Source organism: Actinophytocola algeriensis, from assembly GCF_014203735.1.
Taxonomy (GTDB): domain Bacteria; phylum Actinomycetota; class Actinomycetes; order Mycobacteriales; family Pseudonocardiaceae; genus Actinophytocola; species Actinophytocola algeriensis.
Window position 1 is genome coordinate 95,813 of record NZ_JACHJQ010000009.1, and the last position, 26,239, is coordinate 122,051.

At 70.9% G+C, this 26,239-nt stretch carries 18 protein-coding genes and 1 pseudogene; 11 read left to right on the forward strand and 8 right to left on the reverse strand.

Going from position 1 to position 26,239, the window contains the following annotated elements; all coding sequences use genetic code 11:
- The first annotated feature begins 176 nt into the window (after nucleotides 1–176).
- Nucleotides 177–2,273 carry an aminodeoxychorismate synthase component I gene (pabB, locus tag FHR82_RS36495; RefSeq protein WP_184815204.1) on the forward strand — a complete coding sequence of 699 codons (2,097 nt, stop codon included), beginning with the start codon at nucleotides 177–179 and terminating at the stop codon, nucleotides 2,271–2,273.
- A gap of 2 nt (nucleotides 2,274–2,275) precedes the next feature.
- Entirely contained in the window at nucleotides 2,276–3,307 is a 1,032-nt protein-coding gene (locus tag FHR82_RS36500) for an NAD(P)H-dependent flavin oxidoreductase (protein ID WP_376706472.1), read from the forward strand.
- Nucleotides 3,308–3,374: 67 nt separating this feature from the next.
- Here the strand turns inward: FHR82_RS36500 and FHR82_RS46815 are convergent.
- Nucleotides 3,375–5,000: pseudogene (locus FHR82_RS46815) on the reverse strand (MprF family protein); the annotation flags it as partial.
- A gap of 12 nt (nucleotides 5,001–5,012) precedes the next feature.
- On the opposite strand from FHR82_RS46815, the gene FHR82_RS36505 reads away from it, so the two are divergent.
- The 5 genes from FHR82_RS36505 to FHR82_RS36525 all read left to right on the forward strand — a co-directional run bounded on the left by FHR82_RS36505 (nucleotide 5,013) and on the right by FHR82_RS36525 (nucleotide 9,761).
- A complete protein-coding gene (locus tag FHR82_RS36505; protein WP_184815206.1) occupies nucleotides 5,013–5,714 on the forward strand; it encodes a hypothetical protein in 702 nt (233 codons plus the stop codon).
- 76 nt (nucleotides 5,715–5,790) lie between these two features.
- Nucleotides 5,791–7,137 (forward strand): pyridoxal phosphate-dependent decarboxylase family protein, encoded by a 1,347-nt coding sequence (locus FHR82_RS36510; RefSeq protein WP_184815207.1) that lies wholly within the window; start codon nucleotides 5,791–5,793, stop codon nucleotides 7,135–7,137.
- Nucleotides 7,138–7,146: 9 nt separating this feature from the next.
- Nucleotides 7,147–7,968, forward strand: a complete 822-nt coding sequence (locus FHR82_RS36515; protein ID WP_184815208.1) for a putative RNA methyltransferase — start codon at nucleotides 7,147–7,149, stop codon at nucleotides 7,966–7,968.
- Nucleotides 7,968–9,203 carry a Gfo/Idh/MocA family protein gene (locus FHR82_RS36520; protein WP_184815209.1) on the forward strand — a complete coding sequence of 412 codons (1,236 nt, stop codon included), beginning with the start codon at nucleotides 7,968–7,970 and terminating at the stop codon, nucleotides 9,201–9,203. Before FHR82_RS36515 ends, FHR82_RS36520 begins: the two co-directional genes overlap by 1 nt.
- Before the next feature lie 159 nt (nucleotides 9,204–9,362).
- Nucleotides 9,363–9,761, forward strand: a complete 399-nt coding sequence (locus FHR82_RS36525) for a hypothetical protein (RefSeq protein WP_184815210.1) — start codon at nucleotides 9,363–9,365, stop codon at nucleotides 9,759–9,761.
- Here FHR82_RS36525 and FHR82_RS36530 read toward each other — a convergent pair whose 3' ends face one another.
- The 4 genes from FHR82_RS36530 to FHR82_RS36545 form a co-directional block, all read right to left on the reverse strand.
- Nucleotides 9,762–11,228, reverse strand: a complete 1,467-nt coding sequence (locus FHR82_RS36530) for a beta-N-acetylhexosaminidase (RefSeq protein WP_311771448.1) — start codon at nucleotides 11,226–11,228, stop codon at nucleotides 9,762–9,764. It lies immediately after the preceding gene.
- Nucleotides 11,229–11,390: 162 nt separating this feature from the next.
- Nucleotides 11,391–12,221, reverse strand: a complete 831-nt coding sequence (locus tag FHR82_RS36535; protein ID WP_184815211.1) for a carbohydrate ABC transporter permease — start codon at nucleotides 12,219–12,221, stop codon at nucleotides 11,391–11,393.
- The gene (locus FHR82_RS36540) at nucleotides 12,218–13,207 is read right to left on the reverse strand and encodes a carbohydrate ABC transporter permease (RefSeq protein WP_184815212.1); all 990 of its coding nucleotides are present in this window, start codon (nucleotides 13,205–13,207) and stop codon (nucleotides 12,218–12,220) included. Before FHR82_RS36540 ends, FHR82_RS36535 begins: the two co-directional genes overlap by 4 nt.
- Nucleotides 13,207–14,493, reverse strand: a complete 1,287-nt coding sequence (locus FHR82_RS36545; protein WP_184815213.1) for an extracellular solute-binding protein — start codon at nucleotides 14,491–14,493, stop codon at nucleotides 13,207–13,209. The genes FHR82_RS36540 and FHR82_RS36545 overlap by 1 nt, the downstream gene beginning before the upstream one ends.
- A 632-nt stretch (nucleotides 14,494–15,125) precedes the next feature.
- Here FHR82_RS36545 and lpdA point away from each other — a divergent pair.
- A complete protein-coding gene (gene lpdA, locus FHR82_RS36550; protein WP_184815214.1) occupies nucleotides 15,126–16,511 on the forward strand; it encodes a dihydrolipoyl dehydrogenase in 1,386 nt (461 codons plus the stop codon).
- A gap of 43 nt (nucleotides 16,512–16,554) precedes the next feature.
- On the opposite strand, the gene FHR82_RS36555 is transcribed toward lpdA, so the two are convergent.
- Nucleotides 16,555–18,180 (reverse strand): protein-arginine deiminase family protein, encoded by a 1,626-nt coding sequence (locus FHR82_RS36555; RefSeq protein WP_184815215.1) that lies wholly within the window; start codon nucleotides 18,178–18,180, stop codon nucleotides 16,555–16,557.
- Between the two features lie 439 nt (nucleotides 18,181–18,619).
- A complete protein-coding gene (locus FHR82_RS36560; RefSeq protein WP_184815216.1) occupies nucleotides 18,620–20,500 on the reverse strand; it encodes a propionyl-CoA synthetase in 1,881 nt (626 codons plus the stop codon).
- A gap of 212 nt (nucleotides 20,501–20,712) precedes the next feature.
- Between FHR82_RS36560 and FHR82_RS36565 the strand changes: the two genes are divergently transcribed.
- On the forward strand, nucleotides 20,713–22,587 hold the full coding sequence (locus FHR82_RS36565) for a serine/threonine-protein kinase (protein WP_311771449.1): 1,875 nt from the start codon (nucleotides 20,713–20,715) through the stop codon (nucleotides 22,585–22,587).
- Nucleotides 22,588–22,650: 63 nt separating this feature from the next.
- Here FHR82_RS36565 and FHR82_RS36570 read toward each other — a convergent pair whose 3' ends face one another.
- The gene (locus FHR82_RS36570; RefSeq protein ID WP_184815476.1) at nucleotides 22,651–24,180 is read right to left on the reverse strand and encodes a dolichyl-phosphate-mannose--protein mannosyltransferase; all 1,530 of its coding nucleotides are present in this window, start codon (nucleotides 24,178–24,180) and stop codon (nucleotides 22,651–22,653) included.
- Nucleotides 24,181–24,296: 116 nt separating this feature from the next.
- Between FHR82_RS36570 and rsmI the strand changes: the two genes are divergently transcribed.
- Together rsmI and FHR82_RS36580 are read left to right on the forward strand one after the other, a co-directional pair.
- Nucleotides 24,297–25,130 (forward strand): 16S rRNA (cytidine(1402)-2'-O)-methyltransferase, encoded by an 834-nt coding sequence (gene rsmI / locus FHR82_RS36575; protein WP_184815217.1) that lies wholly within the window; start codon nucleotides 24,297–24,299, stop codon nucleotides 25,128–25,130.
- Nucleotides 25,131–25,188: 58 nt separating this feature from the next.
- The gene (locus FHR82_RS36580; protein WP_184815218.1) at nucleotides 25,189–26,169 is read left to right on the forward strand and encodes an aldo/keto reductase; all 981 of its coding nucleotides are present in this window, start codon (nucleotides 25,189–25,191) and stop codon (nucleotides 26,167–26,169) included.
- Nucleotides 26,170–26,239: the final 70 nt, after the last annotated feature.

Consider the following 26,239-nt stretch of genomic DNA (forward strand, 5'->3'; position numbering starts at 1 on the left):
GCCGGTCGAGGCACGTTGCCGGGGAGATTTTCCTTGCCCACCATGGGATCAGGCGGTAACCCCGCGTACAGCCGCTGGCCGGCAGCGGCGCACACCTGCCACGCTGCCGGCCAGCCACCAGTGACGGACGACGCCTTGCGCCCGGCCCCGCCCATCGGCGAAGCTCCGGGGTGGCCATGCGCACGCTGATCATCGACAACTACGACTCGTTCACGTACAACCTGTGTCACCAGGTTGCGGCGGTGACGGGCGTGGCTCCGACCGTGGTGCGCAACGACGAGCACGTCGACCTCGCCACCTTCACCCACGTGATCGTCTCGCCCGGCCCCGGCCGCCCGGAAAGGCCCGCCGACTTCGGCATCTGCGGCGAGGTCATCCGCACCACGCACCTCCCGCTGCTCGGCGTGTGCCTCGGCCACCAGGGCATCTGCCACGTCCACGGCGGTCAGATCGGGCCCGCCCCGCGCGTCCGGCACGGCGAGACGTCGGCCATCCACCACGACGGCACGGGCCTGTTCGCCGGTGTGCCGACGCCGTTCACCGCGGTCCGCTACCACTCGCTGGTCGCCACGCGCCTGCCCGACGTGCTCGAACCGGTCGCCACCAGCGACGACGGTGTGCTCATGGCGGTGCGGCACCGCGAGCGGCCGCAGTGGGGCGTGCAGTTCCACCCCGAGTCGATCCGCACCGAGCACGGACACCGGCTGATCGCGAACTTCCTGCGGCAACCGGGGAGACGGCCCGCTGTCACGGTCCGCACGCGACGTCCGGCGCCGCCGGTGCGGCACCGGCGGGTCGCCACCGCGGCGAGCGCGGAGACGGTGTTCGACACCCTGTACGCCCGCGCCGACTACGCGTTCTGGCTGGACAGTGCGGACGGCGGTGCCGAGGGCGGCCGGTTCTCGATGCTCGGTGACGCGAGCGGCCCCATGGCGAAGGTGGCGACGGCGGACGTCACCACCGGCACGGTCACGGTCCGGCGCGCGGACCACCAGGACGAGGTCGTCGAGAGCGGCTTCCTGGACTGGCTGGCGGCCGACCTGGCGCGGCAGCCGGTCAGCCCGCCCTCGGTGCCGTTCGACTTCGCGCTGGGCTGGGTGGGCTACCTGGGCTACGAGCTGAAAGCCGAGTGTGGCGCGGCGGCGGCACACCGCTCCCCGCACCCGGACGCGGCCATGATCTTCGCCGACCGCGCGATCGTGTTCGACCACCGGCACGGCGACGTCCACCTGCTGACCCTGAACGACGACGAGTGGCTGGAAGAAACCGACAAGCTGCTGGCCGCGCTGACCACGGAGCCCGGTACGCAAACCCCCACCCTGTCCCGGGGGCGTCCCGCCTTGCCAGTCTACCAGGAGGGGGGCGTGGACGCCAGGGGCGGTGGGGCAACTGTGGACAACTCACCCGGCTGTGGACAACTCGAGCTGGGTCCCCTGCGGGCACGCCACCACCGCGCCCACTACCTCGACCTCATCGCCGCCTGTCAGCGGGAGATCGTCGCGGGGGAGACCTACGAGGTCTGCCTCACCAACCAGCTCACCGCCGACGGCAAGCTCGACCCCTGGCCCGCCTACCGCCGCCTGCGCCGTGCCAACCCCGAGCCGTTCGCCGCGTTGCTGCGGTTCGGGGAACTCTCGATCCTCTCCGTGTCGCCGGAGCGCTTCCTGAAGATCACCCCCGACGGCGTCGCCGTGTCCGAGCCGATCAAGGGCACCCGGCCGCGCGGCACCACCCCGGAGCAGGACACGGCCCTGCGGCTGGACCTGGGCGCCGCCGCCAAGGACCGCGCCGAGAACCTGATGATCGTCGACCTCGTGCGCAACGACCTCGGCAGCGTCGCCGCCCTCGACGGCGTCAGCGTCGAGCGGCTCTTCACCGTCGAGACCCACCCGACCGTGCACCAGCTGGTCAGCACGGTCCGCGCCACGCTCGCCCCCGGCCGAGGTGCCGTCGACGCGGTCCGTGCCGCGTTCCCCGGCGGCTCCATGACGGGCGCGCCGAAGCTGCGCACCATGGAGCTGATCGACCGGCTCGAGGCCGGCCCGCGGGGTGTGTACTCCGGCGCCCTCGGCTACTTCTCGCTGTCCGGCGCCGCCGACCTCGGCATGGTCATCCGGACGGTCGTGGCCGCCGCCGACCACGTGTCCTACGGTGTCGGCGGCGCGATCATCGCGTTGTCCACACCGGACGACGAGGTCACCGAGACCGTCGTGAAGGCCGCGCCGCTGCTGCGCCTGCTCGACCAGGACTTCCCAGGGGAAGGGGAACGATGACGATCCTCGACGGGCTCGACCACCCGGTCGTGCAAGCCCCGATGGCGGGTGGCGGTTCCACACCCGAACTGGTGGCAGCCGTGTCGAACGCCGGTGGCCTGGGCTTTCTCGCCGCCGGCTACCTGACCGCCGACGCCGTCCGTGACCAGATCACCCGGACGCGTGAACTGACAGACCAGCCGTTCGGGCTCAACGTGTTCGTGCCCGAACGTTCCGCTGTGGACGAGGCGGCGGTGACCGCCTACGCGGCCGAGCTGGCGGCCGAGGCCGACCGGTACGGCGTCGCGCTGGGCGACCCGTCCGGCGGCGACGATGACTGGGACGCCAAGCTCGCGCTGCTGTCCGAAGCCCACGTGCCGGTCGTCAGCTTCACGTTCGGCTGCCCGGCCGCCGAGGTCGTCGCCGAGGTGAAGAGGCACGGCTCCGAGGTGTTCGTGACCGTCACGTCCGTCGACGAGGCCCGCGAGGCCGTCGCCGCGGGGGCCGACGGGCTGGTCGTGCAGGGCCAGGAGGCCGGTGCCCACCGCGGCACCTTCGTGAACGAGGGCATCGACCACACCGGCCTGATCCCGGTGCTGCGCAAGGTGTCCTCGGTGACCGACGTGCCGCTGGTGGCGACCGGCGGGCTCGCGACCGGCGCCGACGTCGCGGCCGTGCTGGTCGCCGGTGCGAGCGCCGCGCAGCTGGGCACGATGTTCCTGCCCTGCCCGGAGAGCGGGGCGAACCCGCTCCACCTCGCGGCGCTCGCGGCCGGTGACACGGCCACCGAGGTCACCCGCGCGTTCACCGGCCGGCCCGCGCGGGGGCTGGTGAACCGCTTCCTGTCCGAGCACTCGGCAGCGGCGCCACCGGCGTACCCGCACGTCCACCAGCTGACCAGAGACCTGCGGAAAGCGGGCGACCCGCAGTCCATGTCCCTGTGGGCAGGGCAGTCGTACGAGTTCGCCCGGCCACTGCCCGCCGCGGACCTGGTGCGGGAGCTGGGTGCCGGCGCACGGAAGGCACTGGCCGACGCGGCGCGGCGGTGGGCTTAGCCAGGTAGGCGCGCAGCACGGCGGCGCCGATCCTCGGCAAGTCACCGGTACCGCGATACGCCAGGTACAGCGGCTCGCGGCGCGGCTGGAACTTCGCCTTGAACGCGTGCAGCGAGCCGAAGCCGTACAGGGGCTCCATGAGCTTGCCCGTGGCGTCGAGCGCGCGCTTCACGACGGTGGCCTTGTGGTCACCGGTGCGGACCAGCGGCGCACCCGACAGCGACACCAGCCGCGCGCCCTCCGACTGGAACGTCATGCAGGCCTCGGCGATCAGGAACTCGATCACCGGCCGGAAGCCGTCGGCCTTGCGGCGCATCATGTCGAGGGTCCAGCCGCGCGGCTCGCCAGTGCCGCCGTCATCGGCATCGTCCATGATCGGCAGCCAGGACGTGACGCCGTGGACCGTGCCGTCGGCGTCGACCGCGATGCCGACGCGGACGCGCGGGTCCATGGCCTCGGTGACCCCGCCGAGCGTGAACCCCAGCTCGGGGGTGCGCTTGCCGCGCAGCCAGCCCGCCGACACCTCACGCACCTGCCGGATGATCGCCGGGCTCTCGTCGGCGAGGGTGACCATGCGGAACGTGATGCCGTCCTTGCCCGCCCGGTTGCGGGCAGTGCGGATGTCCTGCCACTTCTTGCCGCGGAACTCGAGGCCCGGCAGGTCGACGATGGTGTCCTCGGCGACCTGGACGCGCTTGGCGCCGACCGCGTCTGCCGTCGCCGCGGTCACGGAGAACCACGCCGGGACCAGGCCTTCGCGCTCGCAGTGGGCGGCGAACGCCGTCGGAGCGGTGCGCTGCCAGTCGGTCGAGCCGACCGGGTCGCCGACCGCGATCGCGACCCCGGCGTGGCGGCGGTAGGCGACGTAGCCGTCCTCGCCGTACAGGTACTCCGTGCCCGGCCAGGTCGTCATCCACGACAGGGTGCCGCCGCCGTGGGTCTCGAGCAGGTCCACGGCCCGGTCGGACGCGGTCACCTTCTCGGTGCGGCGGACGAACAGCGGGCCGAGCGGCAGCGCGACCGCGACGGCGACGAGGTGCACGACGTCCGCGAGGTGGCCGATCAGCAACAGTGAACCGACGACGTAGGCGATGAGACCAAATCGTGTCCAAAGTCGCCACTTCGGGGTGAGGGTCGCGGTGGCGACCGCGGCGGCGGCCATCGCCCCGCCCGACGGGCCGACGTCCAATGCGGACACGAGCGCGCTGCCGGTGATGTCAATCAGCGCGATCGCACCGACAATCCCGGCGACGTGCCCGATCGCCCAGGTCAGAGCCGCGCGCGCGGTGCCGAGCCGGTGTTCCAGGAAGCCGGTGAACGCGGCGAAGCTCGCCAGTACCGCGACGTAGCAGAGCGGCGTGATCGAGAACGGCGCTCCGGTGAGGACGGACCACCAACGACCGTCCTGGAAGGCGGGCACACCGTAGGCAATCTGATCACCCAGCGGGTGGTCAGCCACAGCGGTGACAAATGTGCCGAAGAGAACGCCAAGGGTAACGATGACGACGAGTCCGACCGCTGTGAACGGGTGTCGGCGCAACAGCTGGGCTAGCACGGCTTCCTCCTTGTTCGGCACACGAACAAGCCTGGTCCCCACCTGGCCCGGGAACACTGGCGCCAACACCCGAAACCGGGGTAGGGCTATCCCCCCGGCTCGCGGCGGCTCGTCGAACCCGACCCACTCAGTACACATGGAAAGACAGACATGAGCCGTTACCTCCGGGCCACGCTGGCCCTCACCTCGGCGGTCGCCGGGGCTGTCCTGTTCGCCGCCCCAGCCCTCGGCCAGCCGAGTGGTGACCCGGTCTCCGGCGACGACCGCGCCACCGCGCACCCGGGCAACGTGGTCGCCGCGGACTGCGGCGCCCTGTACCCCGGCAGCCACGACGTCACCGGTGACCTGACGGCCACGGATGACGGCACCTACATCGACGTCACCGCGGTCGTGGGCGGCGTCGACGTCGTCGGCGTGATCGTCAAGGGCGGTCCGGCCTACAACCAGTACGACGTGGCGGACCTCGGCGACCTGCCGTGGCTCGACCTGCACTCGCCGATAAACGCCAGCGGCGGCCCCGCGGGCATCAGCCACTGGTTCGCCTGCGGCGTCGGTGAGAGCACCACGACCCCGACCACGACGACGACCACCGACAACACCACGACCACCGAGACCACCACGACGACGACGGACAGCTCGTCGCCTGCGACCACCACCACGACCGGCAACGGCTCGGAGTCCAGCAGCGCCGCGGTGACCACGACGACCTCCGTCGACGTCGCGCCCGCCGCGCAGGACGACGACCTCGCCTCGACCGGCTTCAACGGCGGCTGGCTGATGGCGCTCGCCGCGGGCCTGCTGATCGCGGGTGGCGCGGTGCTCCTCCTCCTGCGGGCACGCGCTCGTAGCTGACCCGAGTTGTCCACAACGGGACGCCCCCGCACCGGGGGCGTCCCGTTTTGTCGGTGCCTCGTGTCATCGTGGGGGCATGACAGAACTTCCGACGTGGCTGCGGCAGGGGGTCGACGCGATCTCCGCCTGGCAGGGCTCGTTCGCGCCGTACGAGGCGCACCCGAGCCAGCACGTCGACCCAGACGCCTTCTCGGCCGGCTTCGAGGAGCTGGTCGATCGGCTGGGCGCGGCCAACTACCCGTACTTCCACCCGGACTACGCCGGGCAGATGCTCAAGCCGCCGCACCCGGTCGCGGTGGCCGGCTACCTGACGGCCATGTTGGTCAACCCCAACAACCACGCCGACGACGGCGGTGCGGCCACGTCCAGGATGGAACGTGAGGTGGTCGCCGAGCTGGCCGGGATGTTCGGGTTACCGCAGCACCTCGGGCACCTCACCGGTGGCGGCACGGTCGCGAACCTGGAGGCCCTGTTCGTCGCGCGGGAGTCCCACCCCGGGCGCGGGATCGCCTACAGCGCGGACGCGCACTACACGCACTCCCGCATGTGCCACCTGCTCGGGCTCGAGGGGCATGAGGTGCCGGTCGACGCGGCGGGGCGGATGTCCATGCCCGCGCTCGCGGAGCTGTTGGAGACCGGTGCGGTGGGCACCGTCGTCCTCACCGCGGGCACCACCGGGCTGGGTGCCGTCGACCCGATCGACGAGGCGCTGGCGCTGCGGGAGCGCTACGGGGTCCGGTTACACGTGGACGCCGCGTACGGCGGGTTCTACACGCTGCTGCCGGACCTCGCGGACGCGGCGGCGTTCCGCGCGATCGCGCGGTGCGACTCGGTGGTCATCGACCCGCACAAGCACGGCCTGCAGCCCTACGGGTGCGGCGCGGTGCTGTTCGCCGACCCGTCGGTGGCGCGGTTCTACCACCACGACTCGCCGTACACGTACTTCACCGAGTCCGACCTGCACCTCGGCGAGATCAGCCTGGAGTGCTCGCGGCCCGGCGCGGCGGCGGCCGCGTTGTGGCTGACGCTGCGGGTGCTGGGCATGGAGGGGCTGCGCGGCGTCCTCGCGGCGAACCGGCGTGCCACCGAGCAGTGGGCGTCCTTACTGGACTCCTCGGACGAGCTGACGCTCTACCAGGAGCCCGCACTGGACATCGTCACCTACTTCCCGGCGCGGGACGCGCTGTCCGGGGTGGACGCGGCGACCGCGCGGGTGCTGACCGACGGCATGAACGCGACGCGAGACCCGGTGTTCCTGAGTGTGCTGCGGATGTCGGCCGACGCGTTCGCCGCCCGCGGGCACGCCGTGACGCCCGACGCCGACAGCGCGCGGGTGCTGAGGAGCGTGCTGATGAAGCCCGAGTCCGAGCAGCGGGTGCCGCGATTACACGGGCTGGTCACGGAGCTGGCGCGGCGCGGTTAGGGTCGGGTGGTGCTCGCCGACGTGATCCCGTACCTGGCCTGCCCGCACTGTTCCGCCGGGCTGGACATGGCCGGTGGGTCAGTGCGCTGCGCGTCCGGCCACACGTTCGACGTGGCGCGGCAGGGGTACGTGACCCTGTTGCCCGGCAAGGCGTCCGTGACGGGCGACAGCGCGGAGATGGTGGCCGCGCGGCAGGAGTTCCTGTCCGCCGGGCACTACGCGCCGATCGTCGAGGCCGTGGTCGCCGCGTGCGCGGGGGAGGGCTGCGTGCTCGACCTGGGCGCGGGCACCGGCCACTACCTGGCGGCGGTGCTCGACGCGGCGCCGGACCGGGTGGGCATCGCGCTCGAGATCGCCAAACCGGCGCTGCGGCGGGCGGCCCGTGCGCACGCTCGCGCCGGCGCGGTCGGCGCGGACACGTGGCGGCGGCTGCCGGTGCGGGACGGTGCGGTGTCGGTGGCGCTCAACGTGTTCGCGCCACGCAACGCGGCCGAGATCGCGCGGGTGCTGGCGCCGGACGGGCGGCTCGTGGTGGTGGCGCCGACCTCCGCGCACCTCGGTGAGCTGGTGTCCGCGTTGGACCTGCTGACCGTGGCCGAGGACAAGGCGTCCCGGGTGACGGCGTCGCTGCCGGGGTTCGTGGTGTCCGCGCAGGACACGTGTGAGTTCGGGATGTCGTTGGGGCACAAGGAGGTGCTGGCACTCGTCGGGATGGGGCCGAGCGCGTGGCACGTGGCCGCGGCGGCGCTGCGGGAGAAGGTGGCGACGTTGTCGTCGCCGGTGCGGGTGACCGCGTCGGTGACGGTGACGACCTACGTGAAAGGGGAGTGATGGTCCGGTACGCGATCGTGGGGGCGGGACAGCGGGGCGCCGGGTACGCGGAACTGATCGGCGAGCTGCCCGGCGCGCAGGTGGTCGCAGTGGCCGAGCCGCGTGCGCACCAGCGCGAACGGCTGGCACGCCGGCACGGGGTGACGCACGTGTTCTCCTCGTGGGAGGAGCTGGCCGCGGCACCGAGGCTGGCCGACGCGGCCGTGGTGTCCACGCAGGACGCCGAGCACATCGGCCCGGCGGTCGCGTTGGCGCGCAAGGGCTACCACCTGCTGGTGGAGAAGCCGCTCGCGCCGACCCCGGAGGAGTGCGCCGCGCTGGTCGGCGCGGTCACCGAGGCGGGCGTGTTGTTCGCGGTGTGCCACGTGATGCGGTACCGGCCGTACACACGGCTGGTGAAGCAGCTGGTCGACGACGGCCGGATCGGTGAGGTCGTCAGCGTGCAGCACCTCGAACCGGTGGGGCACTGGCATTACGCGCACTCGTACGTGCGGGGGAACTGGCGCCGCACGGACGAGGCGTCGTTCATGCTGCTGGCGAAGTCGGGGCACGACATCGACTGGCTGCGGCACATCGTGGGCAGGCCGATCGAGCGGGTGTCGAGCTTCGGGTCGCTGCGCCACTTCACGGCGGAGAACGCCCCGGCGGGCTCGGCGGACCGGTGCCTGGACTGCGGCGTGGAGCCGGTGTGCCCGTACTCGGCGCCTCGCCTGTACCTGGGCATGGTCCGCGGGGGTCGCACGGGCTGGCCGGTGAGCGTGCTGGCGGACGAGGTGACGGAGGCATCGGTGACCAGGGCGTTGCGGGAGGGCCCGTACGGCCGGTGCGTGTACCGCTGCGACAACGACGTGGTCGACCACCAGGTGGTGGCGATGGAGTTCGCGGGCGGCACGACGGCGACGTTCACGATGACCGCGTTCACCCCGCACACGGACCGCCGCACCCAGATCTTCGGCACCCGAGGCTTCCTCGACGGTGACGGCATCCGCGTGCGGTTACACGACTTCGTCACCGAGACGACCGAGGTCCTGACGGTCCCGAACGAGGGCGTGGACACCGACGCGGGCCACGCGGGCGGCGACGCGGGCCTGGTCGCCGCGTTCACCACCGCGGTGGCAACCGGTGACGCGACTCACATCCTGTCCGGCCCGGCGGAGTCGCTGGAGTCCCACCTCGCGGTGTTCGCGGCGGAACGGGCCCGGCTGACGGGGACGGTGGAACGGGTGCACGGCTAGCGAATCCGCGTCCTGTGCGCGTCGCGGACGCTCTGTCCTGATGCGACGGCTTCGGTGCCGGTCCGGAGAACGGTCCTGTCCCGATGTGGAATGTTCCACTCCTCGCGCCCACACCGGTGTTCTATCTTGGGCCGCGACTCACACTCGAGAGGACCTGCCATGGCCGTGCGTTACAACCCCGCCATCCCGATCGTGTTCATCGTGCTCGGGGTTGTCAACTTCGTGCTCGCGTTCTGGTTGCTGCAGACCGGCGGGTCGGCCGGGTTCTCGATCGTGCTGGGGCCGTTGCTCGCGTTGCTCGGGGTGCTGCAGCTCTCCCGCACCTACTTCGAGTTCGACCCGCGGTCGGGGACGATCATCACCAAGGCGTTGCTCGGGCCCATGACGCGGACCTTCGGTGGCGCGGCGGGCGGCTCGCTGCACGTCGACGGGAACCGCATCTTCTGGACCAAGACCGACGGGCGGGTGAAGAAGGTGCCCGTCACCCGGGTGATGGCCCGAAGTGACCAGTGGCGTGCGGTCCTCGCCCAGATGGGGAACCGCACGCCACTGCGCTGATCACCAGTCGATCTTCGGGGACCGGTAGAAGTCGACGCCCATGGCCTCCCAGCGCGGGGCCTCCGCGGCCAGGCGGGTGCGCATCGACTGCCAGTCGTGGCTGGACCACGGGGACCAGCCCAGTTCGGCGATCGCCGGGAGCCGCGGGAACGCCATGAACTCGATGTGGTCGCTGTTCTCCAGGGTCTCGGACCACAGCGGGGCTTCCACACCCAGCACCGACGACTCCTGGACACCCTCGACGAACGTGCCCGGGTTCCAGTCGTACGCGTCGTCCACCTCGGTGTAGCCCGCCCACGACAGGCCCAGCGGGGTGTTCTCGTCGTACTTCTGGTCGATGTAGGCCTTGCTGGCCGGGGACATCAGGATCTTGTGGCCACGGGCGGCCCCCTCGGACACCAGGTCGTTCGTGGTGGTGGTGCCCCAGTACTGGGCGACGGCCGACGTCGGCGGGGTGGCCTTCAGGTACTCGTGCCAGCCGAGCAGCTGCTTGCCGGTCGCCTCGACCATCGGGAACACGCGGTCGAAGAACTTGATGAAGTCCGGGTCCGTCGTCGAGTGGGCCTCGTCGCCGCCCAGGTGCAGGTACGGGCCGGGGGTCAGCTCCGCCAGCTCGGTGATCACGTCCTGCACGAACTGGTACGTGATCTCCTTGTCGATGCACAGCGAGCTGAAGCCGACCTCGATACCGGTGTACAGCGGCGGCGCCACGCCCTCGCAGTTGAGCTCCGCGTAGGAGGCGAGGGCCGCGTTCGTGTGTCCCGGCATGTCGATCTCCGGGACGATCGTGATGTTGCGGGCCGCCGCGTACGACACCAGGTCGCGGTACTGCGCCTTCGTGTAGAAGCCGCCGGGACCGCCGCCGACCTCGGTCGAACCGCCGTGGGTCGTGAGGTTGGGCCAGCTCTCGATCTCGATCCGCCAGCCCTGGTCGTCCGCGAGGTGCAGGTGCAGGTGGTTGATCTTGTACAGCGTGATCTGGTCGATGTAGCGCTTCACCTCGTCCGGCGTGAAGAAGTGCCGGGACACGTCGAGCATCGCGCCGCGGTACGCGAACCGCGGGTAGTCGACGATCCGGCCTGCGGGCACCACCCACGGGCCGCGCTGCTTGGAGCGCGACTCGACGGCACCCGGCAGCAGCTGGCGCAGCGTCTGCACACCCGTGAAGAGACCGGCCGGGGTCCGCGCCTTCAGCGACACACCCTTCCGGTCGACCGTGAGCTCGTGACCCTCGGTGCCCAGCCGGGCGGGGACGTACCCCAGTGACAGGTCGATGCCTCCGCCGTGGCGACGGTCCGTCACCACCGGCAGCCGGTACCCGGTCGACGGCCGCAGCACGCCGGCCAGGAAGTTCCCCACGCCCTTCGCGGCGCGGTCGACGGAGATCGCCGTACCTGGGGTGATCGTGAAACCGCCGCCGTGGCGGTCAGGTGTGACCGACACGGGTGCCGGTATCACCTGGGTCATACGGGACTCCTTCGGAACGTTCGCGGTGGCGGGCGCGGAGAGGCCGAGGACGGCCACCGCGCCCACAGCCACGACGGTCAGTACACGGGACGCAGGGAACCTGGACACAAGATCCTCCCGAAAGGTTCGGACCTCCAGGTATAAGTGGTCCAGACCACCAGGTCAACCCTTGAGGGCCCCCGCCGTCGCCCCGGACACCAGCTTGCGCTGCACGATCAGGAAGAAGATCAGGGCGGGCAGCGAGTACATCACCGAGGCCGCCATGATGCCGCCCCAGTCCGTGCCGAACACCGTCCTGAAGGTCGACAGCCACACCGGCAGCGTCTGCTTGTCCTTGTCGCGCATGAACACCAGCGCGTACAGGAACTCGTTCCACGCCGTGATGAACGCGAACACCGACGTCGCCACGATGCCCGGCCCGAGCAGCGGCAGCACGACCCGGCGGAACGCGCCGAACCGGCCGCAGCCGTCGACCATCGCGGCCTCCTCCAGCTCGTACGGGATGCCCTGCACGAACCCGCGCAGCGTCCACACGGTGAACGGCAGCGTGATCGCGAAGTACACGAGCAGCAGCGACGGCAGCTTGTTGAGCAGCCCGGCGTCCTGCATGAGCAGGAACATCGGGATGAACAGCGCCTCCATCGGCGCCATCTGCGCGATCAGCACCAGCAGCAGGAACCCCTTGCGGCCGCGGAAGCGCAGCCGGGCCAGCGGGAACGCCGCCAGCACGCCGGCGACGAGCGACAGCAGCACGGCCCCGACCGTCACGATGAGGCTGTTCGTCAGGTGCGTCAGGAAGCCCGGCTTGGCCCACGCGCTCACGAAGTTGTCGAACGTGACCGACAGCGGGATCAGGTCGTAGTCGGGCGTCAGCATCGCGGTCGACGGCTTGAACGCGCTGGTCAGGAGCCAGTAGGTGGGGAAGGCGAAGACGAGCGCGACGAGCACGCCGGCCGTGTTCAGCGTGATCCGCTGCCCCCGGGTCTTGTTCACGAGACGTCACCCTCCCGGGTGCGCAGCAAGAGCTGCAGGTAGCGCGCGGTGAGCACGACGAGCACGAGGATCATCAGCACGGCGACCGCCGACGCGACGCCGAAGTGCCGTCCCGCGATGCCACGCAGGTACAGCAGGACGGGCAGCGTGGTGCTCTCGCCGTCCGGGCCGCCGCCGCGGATCGCCCACACCTGCGCGAACACCTTGAAGTCCCAGATCACCGACAGGAACGTGGCGAGCGTGACCAGTGGCCGGATCGTCGGCCAGGACACGGTCGAGAACGTCTGCCACGCGGACGCGCCGTCCATGGCGGCCGCCTCGTACAGCTCCTTCGGCGCCTGCAGCAGGCCCGCGTAGATCGTGAAGCAGACGAACGGCACGGCCTGCCACAGGATCAGCATGCCGATCACGGTGAGCGTGCTCGTGCCGGAGGAGAACCACGAGTAGCCCTGGAAGGAGTCGAAACCCAGCTTGACCAGGGTCTTGTTGAGGATGCCGTACTGCTGGTCGAAGATCCACTGGAACACGGTGGTGGTCGCGAGGATCGGCGTCGCCCACGCGAGCACGAGCGTGACCTGCACGAACACCTTGACCGGCCCGGTCAGGTGCCGCATGAGCACCGCGATCAGCAGACCCGCCACGACCGTGCCCGCCACGACCGCGGCCGTGAACAGGACCGTCCGCAGCGTGATCGTCCAGAACTCCGGGTCGGACAGCACCTCCGTGTAGTTGGTGACACCGACCCAGACCACTTCGCCGCGCACCAGCTCACCGAGGTCGAGCTTGCGGAAGCTGATGCCGATGACCTGGAGTGCGGGCCAGGCGAGCAGCACCAGCATCACGAGCACAGCCGGTGCGAGGAGCAGGTAGGGGATCGTCTTCTCACCGAGACCGGCGCGCTTGCGCCCCGACGCGCGCGCCGGTGCCGGCGGGGAGGTCCCCGCCGGCACCGTGTCAGTGCGGATGGTGTTGTGAATGGTTGCCATCAGCCGGTGAAGGCGGCGTCCAGCGCGGTGTCCGCGTCCGTGGTCGCGGTGTCGATGTCCTTCACGCCGGTGAGGTAGGCCGTGAGCATGTCCTTCAGCGGGTTCTGGCCCGCCTCGATGGTCGCCCACGTCGGGGTCGCCGGGACGGAACGGCCGTTCTTCGACGCGGCGGCCATCGCCTTGCTGACCGGGTTCGCGTCCAGCGCGGACAGGTCGGTCGACGCGCCCGGCACCATGCCCGCCTCGGCGAACTGCGTCTGGTACTTGTCGGACAGCAGCAGGCGCAGGTAGTCCTTCGCGAGGTCGGTGTTCTTGCTGTTCACCGGGATCGCGAGGTTGGAGCCGCCCTGGAACACGGGCGCGGTCTCGCCCGCGTTCTTCGACGGGATCGGGAAGGCGGAGCTGTTCTTCTCGATGTCCGGGTTGTCCTTCGCGGCGGTGCCCAGCTCCCACGGCAGCGCGATCATCATCGCGACCTTGCCCTGGCCGTAGATGCCCGCCTGCTCGGGGTTCTGCTCGTCGTTGTCCTTGGGCGCGGTCGTGCCCGACGCCTCGACCAGCTCCTTGTAGAACTCGAGACCGGCCTTGGCCTCGGGGCTGCTCATGGTCGCCTTGAACTCGGTGCCGTTCGCCTCCGCGATGTCGCCGCCCTCGTCGTAGATGAAGGACAGCAGCGTGTACCAGTTCTGGCCGGGCAGGTAGAGCGCCTGGAACTGCGGGTCACTGCCGAACTTGGCGCGCAGCTTGGTGATCGCGTCGAGCCACTCCTGCCGCGACGTCGGCGCCGCGGCGATCCCGGCCTGCTCGAACATGTCCGTGCGGTAGATGACCGACCGGTTGGCGGCGTAGAACGGCGTGGAGAACTGCTTGCCGTCCCACTCGCCGGAGGCCTTCAGCGACTGCAGCCACTGGCCGCCGTTCATGCTGTCGACGTCGGCGGTCAGGTCGGTCAGCACGTCGAGGGCCGCGAACGACGGCGCCTGGGTGTTGCCGAGCTCGATGATGTCCGGCGGGTTCTGGCTGGCCAGGGCGGTGGTCAGCTTGTCCTGGATGCCGTTCCACTCCTGGACCTCGTACTTGACGGTGACGCCCTCGTTCGCCCCCTCGAACTCCTTGTTCAGTGCGTCGGTGAGGGTCTCGGGAGCCGAGCCGTTCATCAGCCAGACCGTCAGTGTGCGCGGGCCGCCGCTGCTCTCTTCGCTGCCGCCGCCCCCCGAGCCGGCACAGCCGGCCGTGGCTAACGCGATGGCCGCGGCACCGGCCATCACCTTCGTCAAGCGCTTCACGATCTTGTCCTTCCATGCGCTGGCCGCGCGATCATTCCCAGTGGTTCAGACCTACTGGTATAGACCTAGTGGTTTAGACCAATGGGTGAACTTTGGGCGCACGGCGGCGCTGTGTCAAGACAATCCTGGAAGACGTTGCCGGTCTGTTTTGGTTACGAGGCAACGAGGTGCGCGATTGGTGCGAGAACTACTCACGTATCGGGCGCTGACGAGCGGCGGGGCCGCGTGTGGGAGGCGGCGGACGTAAGTCGCACACCTACCGGGCGGACGGTACGGAAATCGGACACGACTCGGACAGGAAGTCGGGCACGACCCGGGCAGCAAGTCGGGCCCGAATCGGGCGGGAAGTTGGGCCCGGCTCGGGCGGGAAGTCGGGCACGGTCCGGGCACGATGCGGGCAGGGCGAGTGGCCTCCGGCCCCCGGTTCCCAGCCTACGGGCGAGGGCCGACAGGGCCGCCGTGCGCGAGGCCGGGCTGTGGACAACCCACCCGGCTGTGGACAACTCGCCCCGAGGACGATCTCGCTGGTCAGGAGTGTCGGTGCCGTGCCGTAGCGTGGTTCGAGGGGGCCGGCGGCCACGGCCGGTACCCACCCCCGGCGAAGACCCGCCCGGTTCGCCTAGGGTTGGGTCGTGAGTACACATTTCAATGTCGTGGTTCTCGGGGCCGGACCCGGTGGGTACGTGGCCGCGGTGCGGGCGTCGCAGCTGGGACTCTCGACCGCCGTCATCGAGGAGAAGTACTGGGGCGGTGTCTGCCTGAACGTGGGCTGCATCCCGTCCAAGGCGCTCCTGCGCAACGCGGAGCTCGCGCACATCTTCACCACCGAACAGAAGACGTTCGGCATCGAGGTCGACGGCACCGTCCGATTCGACTTCGGGGTGGCGCACGCGCGCAGCCGCACCGTCGCCGACGGGCGGGTCAAGGGTGTGCACTACCTGATGAAGAAGAACGGCATCACGGAGTTCACCGGCCGTGGCACGTTCACCGGGCCGAACGCGATCGAGGTCAACGGCGAGACCGTGACCTTCGACAACTGCATCATCGCCGCGGGTGCGTCGGCCAAGCTGCTGCCCGGCACCTCGCTGTCCGAGCGGGTCGTGACGTACGAGGAGCAGATCCTCACCGACGAGCTGCCCGGCAGCATCATCATCGCCGGCGCGGGCGCGATCGGCGTCGAGTTCGCGTACGTGCTCGCCAACTACGGCGTCGACGTGACGATCGTCGAGTTCCTCGACCGGATGGTGCCGCTCGAGGACGCCGAGGTGTCCAAGGAGCTGGCGCGCCAGTACCGCAAGCTCGGCGTCACCGTGCTGACCGGCACGAAGGTCGAGTCGATCGACGACTCCGGTGACCAGGTCACCGTCGAGGTCTCGACCAAGGGCGAGAAGAAGACGCTCAAGGCCGACAAGGTCATGCAGGCCATCGGGTTCCAGCCGAACATCGAGGGCTACGGCCTGGAGAACACCGGCGTGCGCACCACCGAGCGCGGCGCCATCGACGTGGACGAGTACTGCCGCACCAGCGTCGAGCACATCTTCGCGATCGGTGACGTCACCGCGAAGCTCATGCTCGCCCACAACGCCGAGGCCATGGGCATCGTCGCGGCCGAGACCATCGGCGGCGCCGAGACCATGCCGATCGACTACCGCATGGTCCCGCGGGCCACGTTCTGCCAGCCGCAGATCGCGAGCTTCGGCCTCACCGAGGAGCAGGCCCGCGACGCGGGCTACGACGTGCAGGTCGCGAAGTTCCCGTTCACCGCGAACGGCAAGTCCCACGGCCTCGGCGACACCCGCGGGTTCGTCAAGCTGCTGTCGGACAAGAAGTACGGCGAGCTGCTCGGCGGCCACCTCATCGGCCCGGACGTGACCGAGCTGCTGCCCGAGCTGACCCTGGCCCAGCAGTGGGACCTCACCGTCCACGAGGTCGCGCGCAACATCCACGCGCACCCGACGCTGAGCGAGGCCGTCAAGGAGGCCGTCCACGGCCTCGCCGGCCACATGATCAACCTGTGACACGAGGTCGCCGCCGCGCCGACGCGCGGCGGCGACCGCCGTCCTAGACCGCGCGCCAGGCGTTGGTCGTGCAGTGCACCTCGCCGCCGCCGAGGTGCGCCCAGCCGAGGTCCTCGACCCAGTGCACGTCCACGCCGCGCAGGGCGCGTTCGGTCACCGTTTTGAAGAGGTCGCGGCCGTGCACCACCGGTGCGTGCGGGTCGGGTGCCGCGAACGTGCGGGCGTCGACCGACAGGCCGTTCGGGATGCCCGGGGTCGCGGCCACGAACAGGCCGCCGAGCTGCTCCGGCGCCGTGAACAGCACCGGCACGCGAACCAGTTCGCCCACCCGCAGCCCGGTCTCGGCGAGCAGCACCGACAGCTGGTCGTCGATGTGCCGCGCGGCCGTCTCGTTGTCGGCCAGCGCCTTCGGATCCGCCAGGACCTCGTCGATCGTGCTGTTCTCCCGGGCGCCGGTGAACCGCGCGGCGCCGTGCCCGTCCGCCTTGGCCGACCGCAGCGTCGCCAGCGCCAGCCGAGGGTCGGCGACCATGATCGTCCAGCCGCGTGCGTTGCGGGCCCGCACGACGTGCGTCGTCTCGTCGGCGTGGCCCACCATCAGCCAGGACGTGTCGACCACGACGGGCGGTTGCTGTCCCTGGCTGGTGAGGAGCCCGATGAACGCCGGGTCCGGCGTCATGACGCCGCTCGGGTCCGAGCCGTAGACGAGGCGCCCCTTCGGGTAACCCCGGTACGGCGGCAGCGACTCGATGTTGCCGGTCGCGTTGCGAAGGTCTTCCAGTGCGTCCCGGCCGTCGTCCACCAGCTCCTGCACGACCGCGACATCCGGTCCACGCAGGTCGCGGAACACGGCCCTGGCCGCGGGACGCGGCGTGCGGACCCCGGCGACGTCCCAGATGTTCGCCGAGCGGATCGCGAACCGCATGGTCTGGCCGTCCGCCTTGGCGTAGGCGGGTTCGAACAGGTCCTGCCACCAGACGTCCTGCCACCACGTGCCGGTGCCGGTGACGTACCGCAACGGCGCGCCCGCGGCGTCGAGGCCGCCGCTGAACGACGTCCAGTCGTGCGGTTCCCAGCCACCCGGCCATTCCCAGCCCGCCGGCCGCCCAGGGCCGTCGCCGGGCCGGGCGGCGAACACCGTGGTCGCGCGCTGGAGGTCGTGCTGCAGCAACAGGGGTGCGACGGTGAGCCGGTGGCTGACCGACCGGCCGCCTGCCGTGAGCGTCACGGTCACCCGCCCGTCCCAGTCCGGGCGGCGCACGTCGGTCGCCTCGACACCCAGGTCGACACCGCGCCGCAGCTCGGCCTGCGACAGCTCCGCCGCGGGCTCCCACACACCGCCGCGCCGGACGAACACGTGCGCCCGGCCCTCGACCGTGACCCGGCCGGACGTGGCCGCGTGCGCTCGCAGCCGCGCGAGGTCCTCCTCGTCGGCGCGCCCGTTCACCACCTCGTCCGCCGCGTCGTGGCACGCGGCCAGCTCGGCGTCGGCCGCCGCGCCCAGCGCGTCCATCTGTTCGTCCGTGACGTGGCAGCGCCTGCTGTCGTCGTCCAGGTTCGGCAGGACGACGCTCGCGCCACTCAACGCGGCCGCTGTGGCACTCGCGGCGGGCACGTGGACCAGCCCGCTCGCGAGCGCCAGCAACGCCGCGACCCCCTTGTACCGCAACGGTTCCTCCCCGGGTCGGCGTAGTACCGAACCTAGGGAGGCCGCGCGGATCCGTCGTCCCCCTTTGTGTGGAGGCGGGGTCAGCCCTTCTGGTCATCGGGCGGCCGGTTCGCGACGATGTCCCCGTCGTTCCACAGGCCGGGGCCCTCGGCCCGGTCGGGTCCGCGCCGAACTCGCCGGTGATACCGACGTCGGCGATGATGTCGCCGTCGTGGGTGGAGCGCAGGCCCTCCTGGACCGGTTGAGGTCCGCCGCGGCATCGTTCGGTGCGGGGAGCAAGGGCGGGCTCCAGCGAGTTCGGCGTGTCGTAGCCGAGCCACCCGATGACCGCCGTGTTGCCGGGCCCGGCCGAGTTCCGGGTTCCCGCTGGCGACCACCGCGCCGCGTCCTCGAACCGCTTTCCCGCGGGGGCGATCGGGCGGGCGCTGACCGGTACCTGTCAGTCGACGCCGCGCAGGATCGGGCGCAGCGCGTCCAGCACGCCCGGGTCCTCGATGGTCGACGGGACCGGTTCGTCGCGGCCGTTGGCGATGCCGCGCATGGTCTTGCGCAGGATCTTGCCCGAGCGGGTCTTCGGGAGCCCCTCGACGACCGACACGTCGCGGAACGCCGCCACCGGGCCGATCTCCCTGCGCACCGCGGCGACCAGCTCCGCGCGCAGCGTCTCCTCGTCGATGTCCGCGCCCGCCTTCAGCACCACGAACCCGCGCGGCAGCTGCCCCTTCAGCGAGTCCGCGACGCCGATCACCGCGCACTCCGCCACCGCCGGGTGGGACGCCAGCACCGCCTCCATCGACCCGGTCGACAGGCGGTGGCCGGCCACGTTGATCACGTCGTCGGTGCGGCCCATGACGAACACGTACCCGTCCTCGTCGACGAAGCCGCCGTCGCCGGTGAGGTAGTAGCCGTCGAACCGCGACAGGTACGACTCGACGTAGCGGTCGTCGTCGCCCCACAGGGTCGGCAGCGTGCCGGGCGGCAGCGGCAACCTGATGGCGATCGCGCCCTCCTGGCCGCGCGGCATCTCAGCACCGGAACCATCGAGGATGCGCACGTCGTAGCCAGGGACCGGGACCGAAGGGGAGCCCGGCTTGATCGGCATCGGCTCCAGGCCGCGCAGGTTGCCGACGATCGGCCAGCCCGTCTCCGTCTGCCACCAGTGGTCGACCACCGGCACGCCCAGCTTCTCGCTGGCCCAGTGGTAGGTCTCCGGGTCGAGCCGCTCACCGGCCAGGAACAGGGTCCTGAAGGCGGACAGGTCGTACTTCTCCAGCTCGGCGGCGGACGGGTCGACGCGCTTGATCGCGCGGAACGCCGTCGGCGCGGTGAACAGGGCCTTCGCCCTGTGCTCTGCGATGACCCGCCAGAACGCGCCCGCGTCCGGGGTGCCGACCGGCTTGCCCTCGTACAGCACGGTGGTCGCGCCGATGAGCAGCGGCGCGTACACGATGTAGGAGTGGCCGACCACCCAGCCGACGTCCGAAGCGGTCCACCACACCTCGCCCGGGTGGAGGTCGTAGATGTTCGGCAGTGACCACGCCAGCGCCACCGCGTGCCCGCCGTTGTCGCGGACCACGCCCTTCGGCTTACCGGTCGTGCCGGACGTGTACAGGATGTAGAGCGGGTCGGTCGCCGCCACCGGCACGCACTCGGCAGGCGACGCCTTCGCGACCGCCTCGTCCCAGTCCACGTCCCGGTCGCCGAGCGTGGCCCTGGCCTGTTCCCGCTGCAGGACGACCACCGCGTCCGGCTGGTGCGCGGTCGTCGTCAGGGCCTCGTCGATGATGGGCTTGTACTCGACGACCCTGGTCGGCTCGATGCCGCAGGACGCCGCCACGATCACCTTCGGCGTCGCGTCCTCGACGCGGGTCGCGAGCTCCTTGGGCGCGAACCCGCCGAACACCACCGAATGCACCGCGCCGAGCCGGGCACAGGCGAGCATCGCGACGACCGCCCGTGGGACCATCGGCATGTAGATGATCACGCGGTCGCCCTTGCCGACTCCGAGGTCGCGGAGGGCGCCGGCGAAGACGGCGACCTCGTCGCGCAGCTCACGGTAGGTGAACGACGCTTTGCTGCCTGTCACGGGGGAGTCGTAGATGAGGGCGGTCTGGTCGGCGCGGCCACCGTCGACGTGCCGGTCGAGCGCGTTGTGGCAGGTGTTCAGCACGCCGCCGGGGAACCAGCGGTACAGCGGTGCCGTCTTGTCGTCGAGGGCTCGTTCCGGCGGGGTTTCCCAGTCGATCGACTCGGCGGCCGCCAGCCAGAAGGCTTCCGGGTCCGCGAGGCTCCGTTGGTACGCGTCCTGGTAGCTACCCATGGAATGTGAACTTAGCGCTCTGCGGCAACCTGGTCACTGTCGTCAGCGTCGCTTACCAAGGAGGCCGAAAGTGGGCGAACCTGGCCAGCCTGCGGCCGAACAACGTTTCGCTTTCGGCCGGATTGGTATCTACGGGCGCAGTACAGGTCGACATAGGGTGGATCCACGAACGTGTTCTTCTGGTCTCATGGACGAAGGGGAGGGGAGGGACTGTGAATCTGCTCGTCGAGATGGGTAGTTCGCTGATCTCTCTCGCCCACGACCTCTTCCAGCCCAATTTCTGCCCGGGTGAATGGGTGTGGGCGACGGTCATGGCGGGTTTCCTGGTCGGGCTGCTGCCCGCGCTGGGCGCCGTGCTGATCGCGCTCGTCCGCAAGGGCACGGGCAACACCTACAACCCCGTGACACTGACGGTGTTCGGCCTGATCGGCGGCGTGTTCGCGTTCCTGCTGCCGTGGCTGTACACGATGGGGACGTCCGAGACGTTCCTGACCGTGTACGGCAACGGGCAGGTCGACGTCAGGCGCAACGCGGGCACCGGGCTCACGATCCCCGAGGCCGACTCGATGGGGCGCGGCGTCTGCGGGTGGGTGGACCGGCAGGACTACTTCCTCGGCGGCAGGCCGACGGTGTACGAGGTGCTGTTCCACCCGTTCGAGAGCGGCCCGATGGTGCTGCTGCGGTACGCGATGCTGCTCGTGGTGCCGGGCATCGCGCTGCTGTTCGTGTGGCTGCAGGCGCGCCTGGCGTTCCGGCGCGGCTCGAAGTGGCCCGGCCGGTTCTTCTGGGTGCCGTTCCTGGCCGCGCTGCTGCTGAGCGCCGCGGTGAAGGTCAACGTCGCCACGTACATGTGGATCGGGTTGCTGCTGGCCAGCGTCCTCGGGTTGCTGCCGCTGCTGGTGGTGGGCCCGCCGAGCTGGTCGGTGATCGAGCGGCGGCAGAAGGCCGCCGGCGCGGCCGAGCAGCGGCGAGCGGACCAGCAGCGCGCCGCGCAGCAGCCGCCACCGCCGCAGCAGCAACAGGTGCGGCAGCAGCAGAAGCCGCCGCCGTACGTGCCGCCGTCGCCACCCCCGCCGTACGTGCCGCCCTCGCACGCGCAGCCCGCGCGGACGCCACCGCCGACGAAGGTGGCGCCGCAGCTGCCGGAACCGGAGCCGGACCGGCAGGCGCTCGCCGCGCTGGCCGCCGACCCCGGCCCGCTGCCGTTCGCCTCGGAGAAGCCGACGACGGTGCTCAAGCCGTCCAACGGCCGGTTCCAGCGGCTGCGCCAGCTCGGCACCGGCGGGTTCGGGACGGTCTGGCTGGCGAAGGACACGCAGCTCAACCGCACCGTCGCCATCAAGATGGCGCACGCACCGGACGCCGAGACCGAGGAACGCATGCTGCGGGAGGCGCGGGCGCTGGCCGCCGTGCACCACCCGAACTGCGTGCGCGTGTACGACATCGTGTCCGAGGCCGACGGGCTCGGGCTGATCATGGAGTACATCGAGGGCGACCAGCTCGCGGAGGTCGTGCACGGTCAGGGCACCCTGTCCGACCTGCAGGCCGCCCGGCTGTGGCTGACGATGGCAGGCGCGCTGACGGCGGCGCACGCGAAGGGCGTGCTGCACCGGGACGTGAAGCCGGCGAACGTGATCGTCGACCCGGACGGCAACCCGCACCTGATCGACTTCGGCATCGCGAGGTCCAAGGGCGACCAGACGCTGACCGCCGCCGGGATGATGGTCGGCACGCCGGACTTCCTGGCGCCGGAGACGGCCACTGGCGCGACGGCCACCCCGGCGTCGGACGCGTGGCAGCTCGCGGCGACGGTGAGCTTCGCGCTGGCGGGCAACCCGCCGCGGGGCGTGCGCGAGAACGCGATGGCAGCGCTCATGGCGGCGGCGAAGGCCGAGCCGCTGTCACACCTGCCGCAGCGGAGCACGCACCTGCGGCTGCTGGCCGCGTCCCTGGACAAGGACCCGGCGCGCCGGCCCACACTGGCCGCCGTGCAGCGGGAGATGACCGCGTGGATCGCCCGCGCGGGCCAGGAGACGGCGGGCCCGGTGACGCAGGTGGTGCCCCGCGCCCACATCAACCCGAGCTGACCGGCACCCACGCGAGCGGACCGGCACCCCGCGCGAGTCTCCCGTTCATGGGCTCGCGCGGGGTCAGCGCCAGCTGGGGAGCCACAGCTCGGACTGCCAGCGGCCTTCCGTGATCGAGTCGCCGTTCAGGATGGGCCACAGCCACACGAAGTTGGCCACCACCAAGCCCACGTACAGGGCGACCACGAGCATGCCGGTGCCGCGCCGTTCGTAGCCGTCTCTGACCGTGCCCATGATCTGGCCCAGCACCAGCACGATCCCCAGCACCAGGAAGGCGGCCATCGGGGTCGCGTAGAAGAAGTACATCTGGCGGTCGAGGTTGGTGAACCACGGCAGCAGGCAGGTCAGGTACGCGACCACGACCCCCGCGAAGCGCCAGTCCAGGCGGCCGATCATCCGCCACAGACCCCAGCCCAGCACCGGTAGCGACACCCACCACATCGCGGGGGTGCCGATCAGCATGGTGGCGCTGACGCACCGCTCCTCACCACAGGAGACGGTGCCGCTGTCGTAGTAGTACAGCATCGGGCGCAGGCCCATCGGCCAAGTCCACGGCTTCGACTCCCACGGGTGCTGGCCCGTCGCCGGTGTCTTCAGGTTCTCGTGGAAGTCCAGGACGTTGCCCGAGTACTGCCACAGCGACCGCAGGGCCGTGGGCAGGAAGTCGTACCAGCCGTGGTGGTTCGCCTGGTCCGCGAGATGGCGGTCGACGCCCGTCTCGGACATGAACCAGCCCCACCACGTCGCCAGGTACACCAGCAGCGCCACCCCGACGATCGCCCACAGGCCCGGCAGCACGTCCCGCATGATCGAGCCGGCCCACGGCCGCGCCACCCCCGCCGAGCGGCGGGCCGTCGCGTCCCAGAAGACCATCAGCAGGCCGAACGCCATGATGAAGAAGACGCCGGACCACTTCGACCCGCACGCCAGCCCCAGCGACACCCCGGCCAGGAAGCGCCACCAGCGGAAGCCCAGCCACGGCCCGTAGGCCGTCTCGGTCGCCCAGCCCTCGCGGACCGCCACGGCGAGCCGTTGCCGCACCTGGTCGCGGTCGAGCAGGAGGCAGCCGAACGCGAGCAGGACGAAGAACGCCAGGTAGATGTCGAGCATGCCCATGCGGCTCTGCACGTGGGACACACCGTCGCAGATCAGGAGCACACCCGCGATGCCGCCGAGCAGCGTCGAGCGGGTCAGCCGCCGCGCGATGCGGATGGTCAGCAGGATCATCAGGGCGCCCGCGAGCGCGGCGGTGAACCGCCAGCCCCAGCCGTTGTAGCCGAACAGGAACTCGCCGACCGCGAGCAGCTGCTTGCCGAACGGCGGGTGGACGGTCAGCTCGTAGGCCGGGTTGTCCTCGTACCCGCCGTTGCGCAGCATCTCCCACGCCTGCGGCACGTAGTGCTTCTCGTCGAAGACCGGCGTGCCCTTGTCGGTGGGGAAGCCCAGGTTCTGGAACCGCACGAACCCGCCGAAGATCGCCAGGAAGCCCGCGACCAGCCAGCCACGCAGGCGGTCGGTCGGCATGGGCTTGCCGATCAGGTGGATCTCGGCGATGTCACCTTCGGACAGGGGTCTCCCGCCCGCACCACCCATGTTGGGTGACACCGCTGCCTGGCGGGTGACGGTAAGACTCACGGGCAGAGATCGTAGGCGGCCGGATGTGGCATCCGCGTCGGGATGGCCGAGTCCGGGCGTGTTGACTGTCGGTGATGGCTGAGAACAACGGCAGACTGGTGCTCGCGGCGACCCCGCTGGGGGACTCCCGGGACGCGTCCCCGCGTCTCGTCGAGGCCCTGACGAGCGCGGACGTCATCGCCGCCGAGGACACCCGCAGGACCCGCGCGCTCGCGTCCGCGCTCGGCGCCACGCCCGGCGGCAGGGTGGTGAGCTTCTACGACGCGGTCGAGACGAGCCGGATCGGCGGGCTGGTCGCGGCCGTCGAGCAGGGGCAGACCGTCCTGCTCGTCACCGACGCGGGCATGCCCAGCGTGTCCGACCCGGGATTCCGCCTGGTCGCGGCCTGCGTGGAGAAGGACCTGACCGTTACGTGCCTGCCGGGACCGTCGGCGGTGACGACCGCGCTCGCGTTGTCGGGGCTGCCGTGCGAGCGGTTCTGCTTCGAGGGCTTCGCGCCCCGCAAGGACGGGGAGCGGCGCCGGTTCTTCGCGGCGCTCGCGGAGGAGCCGCGGACCGCTGTGTTCTTCGAGTCGCCGCACCGCATCGCCGCGACCCTGGAGGTCGCCGCCGAGGTGCTGGGCGCGGACCGGCGCGCGGCGGTGTGCCGGGAGCTGACGAAGACGTACGAGGAGGTCCGCCGCGGCGGCCTCGGTGAGCTGGCCGCATGGGCCGCCGACGGCGTGCGCGGCGAGATCACGGTCGTGGTCGAGGGCGCCGCGCCCCGGCGGCGGGAGGTCGGCGACCTGGTCGAGGAGGTCCGCGCGCTCGCCGACGGGGGTATGCGGCTCAAGGACGCCGCCGCGCACGTGGCCACCACGCACGGTGTGAGCAAGAAGGCGCTGTACGACGCGGCGATTTCCGTTTGACCTGGAGTGTGCTCCAGGGTGTTGGGTGGATGCCGAGACCAACACCGAGGAGTGATTCGTGGACAAGCGCATGCTCGGCGACCTGGAGGTTTCGGCGCTCGGGCTCGGCTGCATGGGGATGTCACAGGTCTACGGGCCCGCCGACGACACCGAGTCGATCGGGGTGATCCACCGCGCGATCGAGCTGGGCGTGACCTTCCTGGACACGGCCGACGTCTACGGCCAGGGCCACAACGAGGAGCTGGTGGGCCGCGCCATCGCGGACCGCCGCGACCGGGTGGTCCTCGCCACGAAGTTCGGCATCCGCCGCGTCGTGGGCGGCGGGGTGGTGGAGGTCGACGGCAGCCCCGCGTATGTCCGCGACGCCATCGACCGGTCGCTGAAGCGGCTCGGTGTCGACGTGATCGACCTCTACTACCTGCACCGCCGCGACCCGGACGTGCCGATCGAGGACACGGTCGGCGCGATGGCGGAGCTGGTGACCGCGGGCAAGGTGCGGCACCTCGGCCTGTCCGAGGTGAGTGCCGAGACCCTGCGCGCGGCGCACGCGGTGCACCCGATCAGCGCGCTGCAGTCGGAGTACTCGCTGTTCAACCGCGACCTGGCGAACACGGTCCTGCCGACCGCGCTCGAACTGGGTGTGGGCGTGGTCCCGTACTCGCCGGTGGGCCGCGGCATGCTGACCGGCGACCTCGACACGATGCGCAACCTCCCGGACGACGACTTCCGCCGCGGCCTGCCCCAGTTCCAGGGTGAGAACCTGGGCCGCAACATCGCGCTGGCGGAACGCGTCCACGGCCTGGCGACGACTCTCGGTGTGACGCCGGTGCAAGTGGCGCTCGCGTGGCTGCTCGCGCAGAACGAGCACATCGCCCCGATCCCCGGCACCAAGCGCGTGAAGTACCTGGAGGAGAACGCGGGCGCGGCGGCCGTGCGGCTCACCGAGGACCAGCTGGCGGAGATCACGTCGGCGGTCCCGGCGGAGGCGGTGTCCGGCGCCCGCTACACCCCGGAGGGCCTGCAGGCCGTCAACCGCTGACCAGTCCGCCTCCCCGGAACCAAAGTGTTGGTTCCGACCCAGCGGCACCGGTGGACCGCAGGCGGTTGAG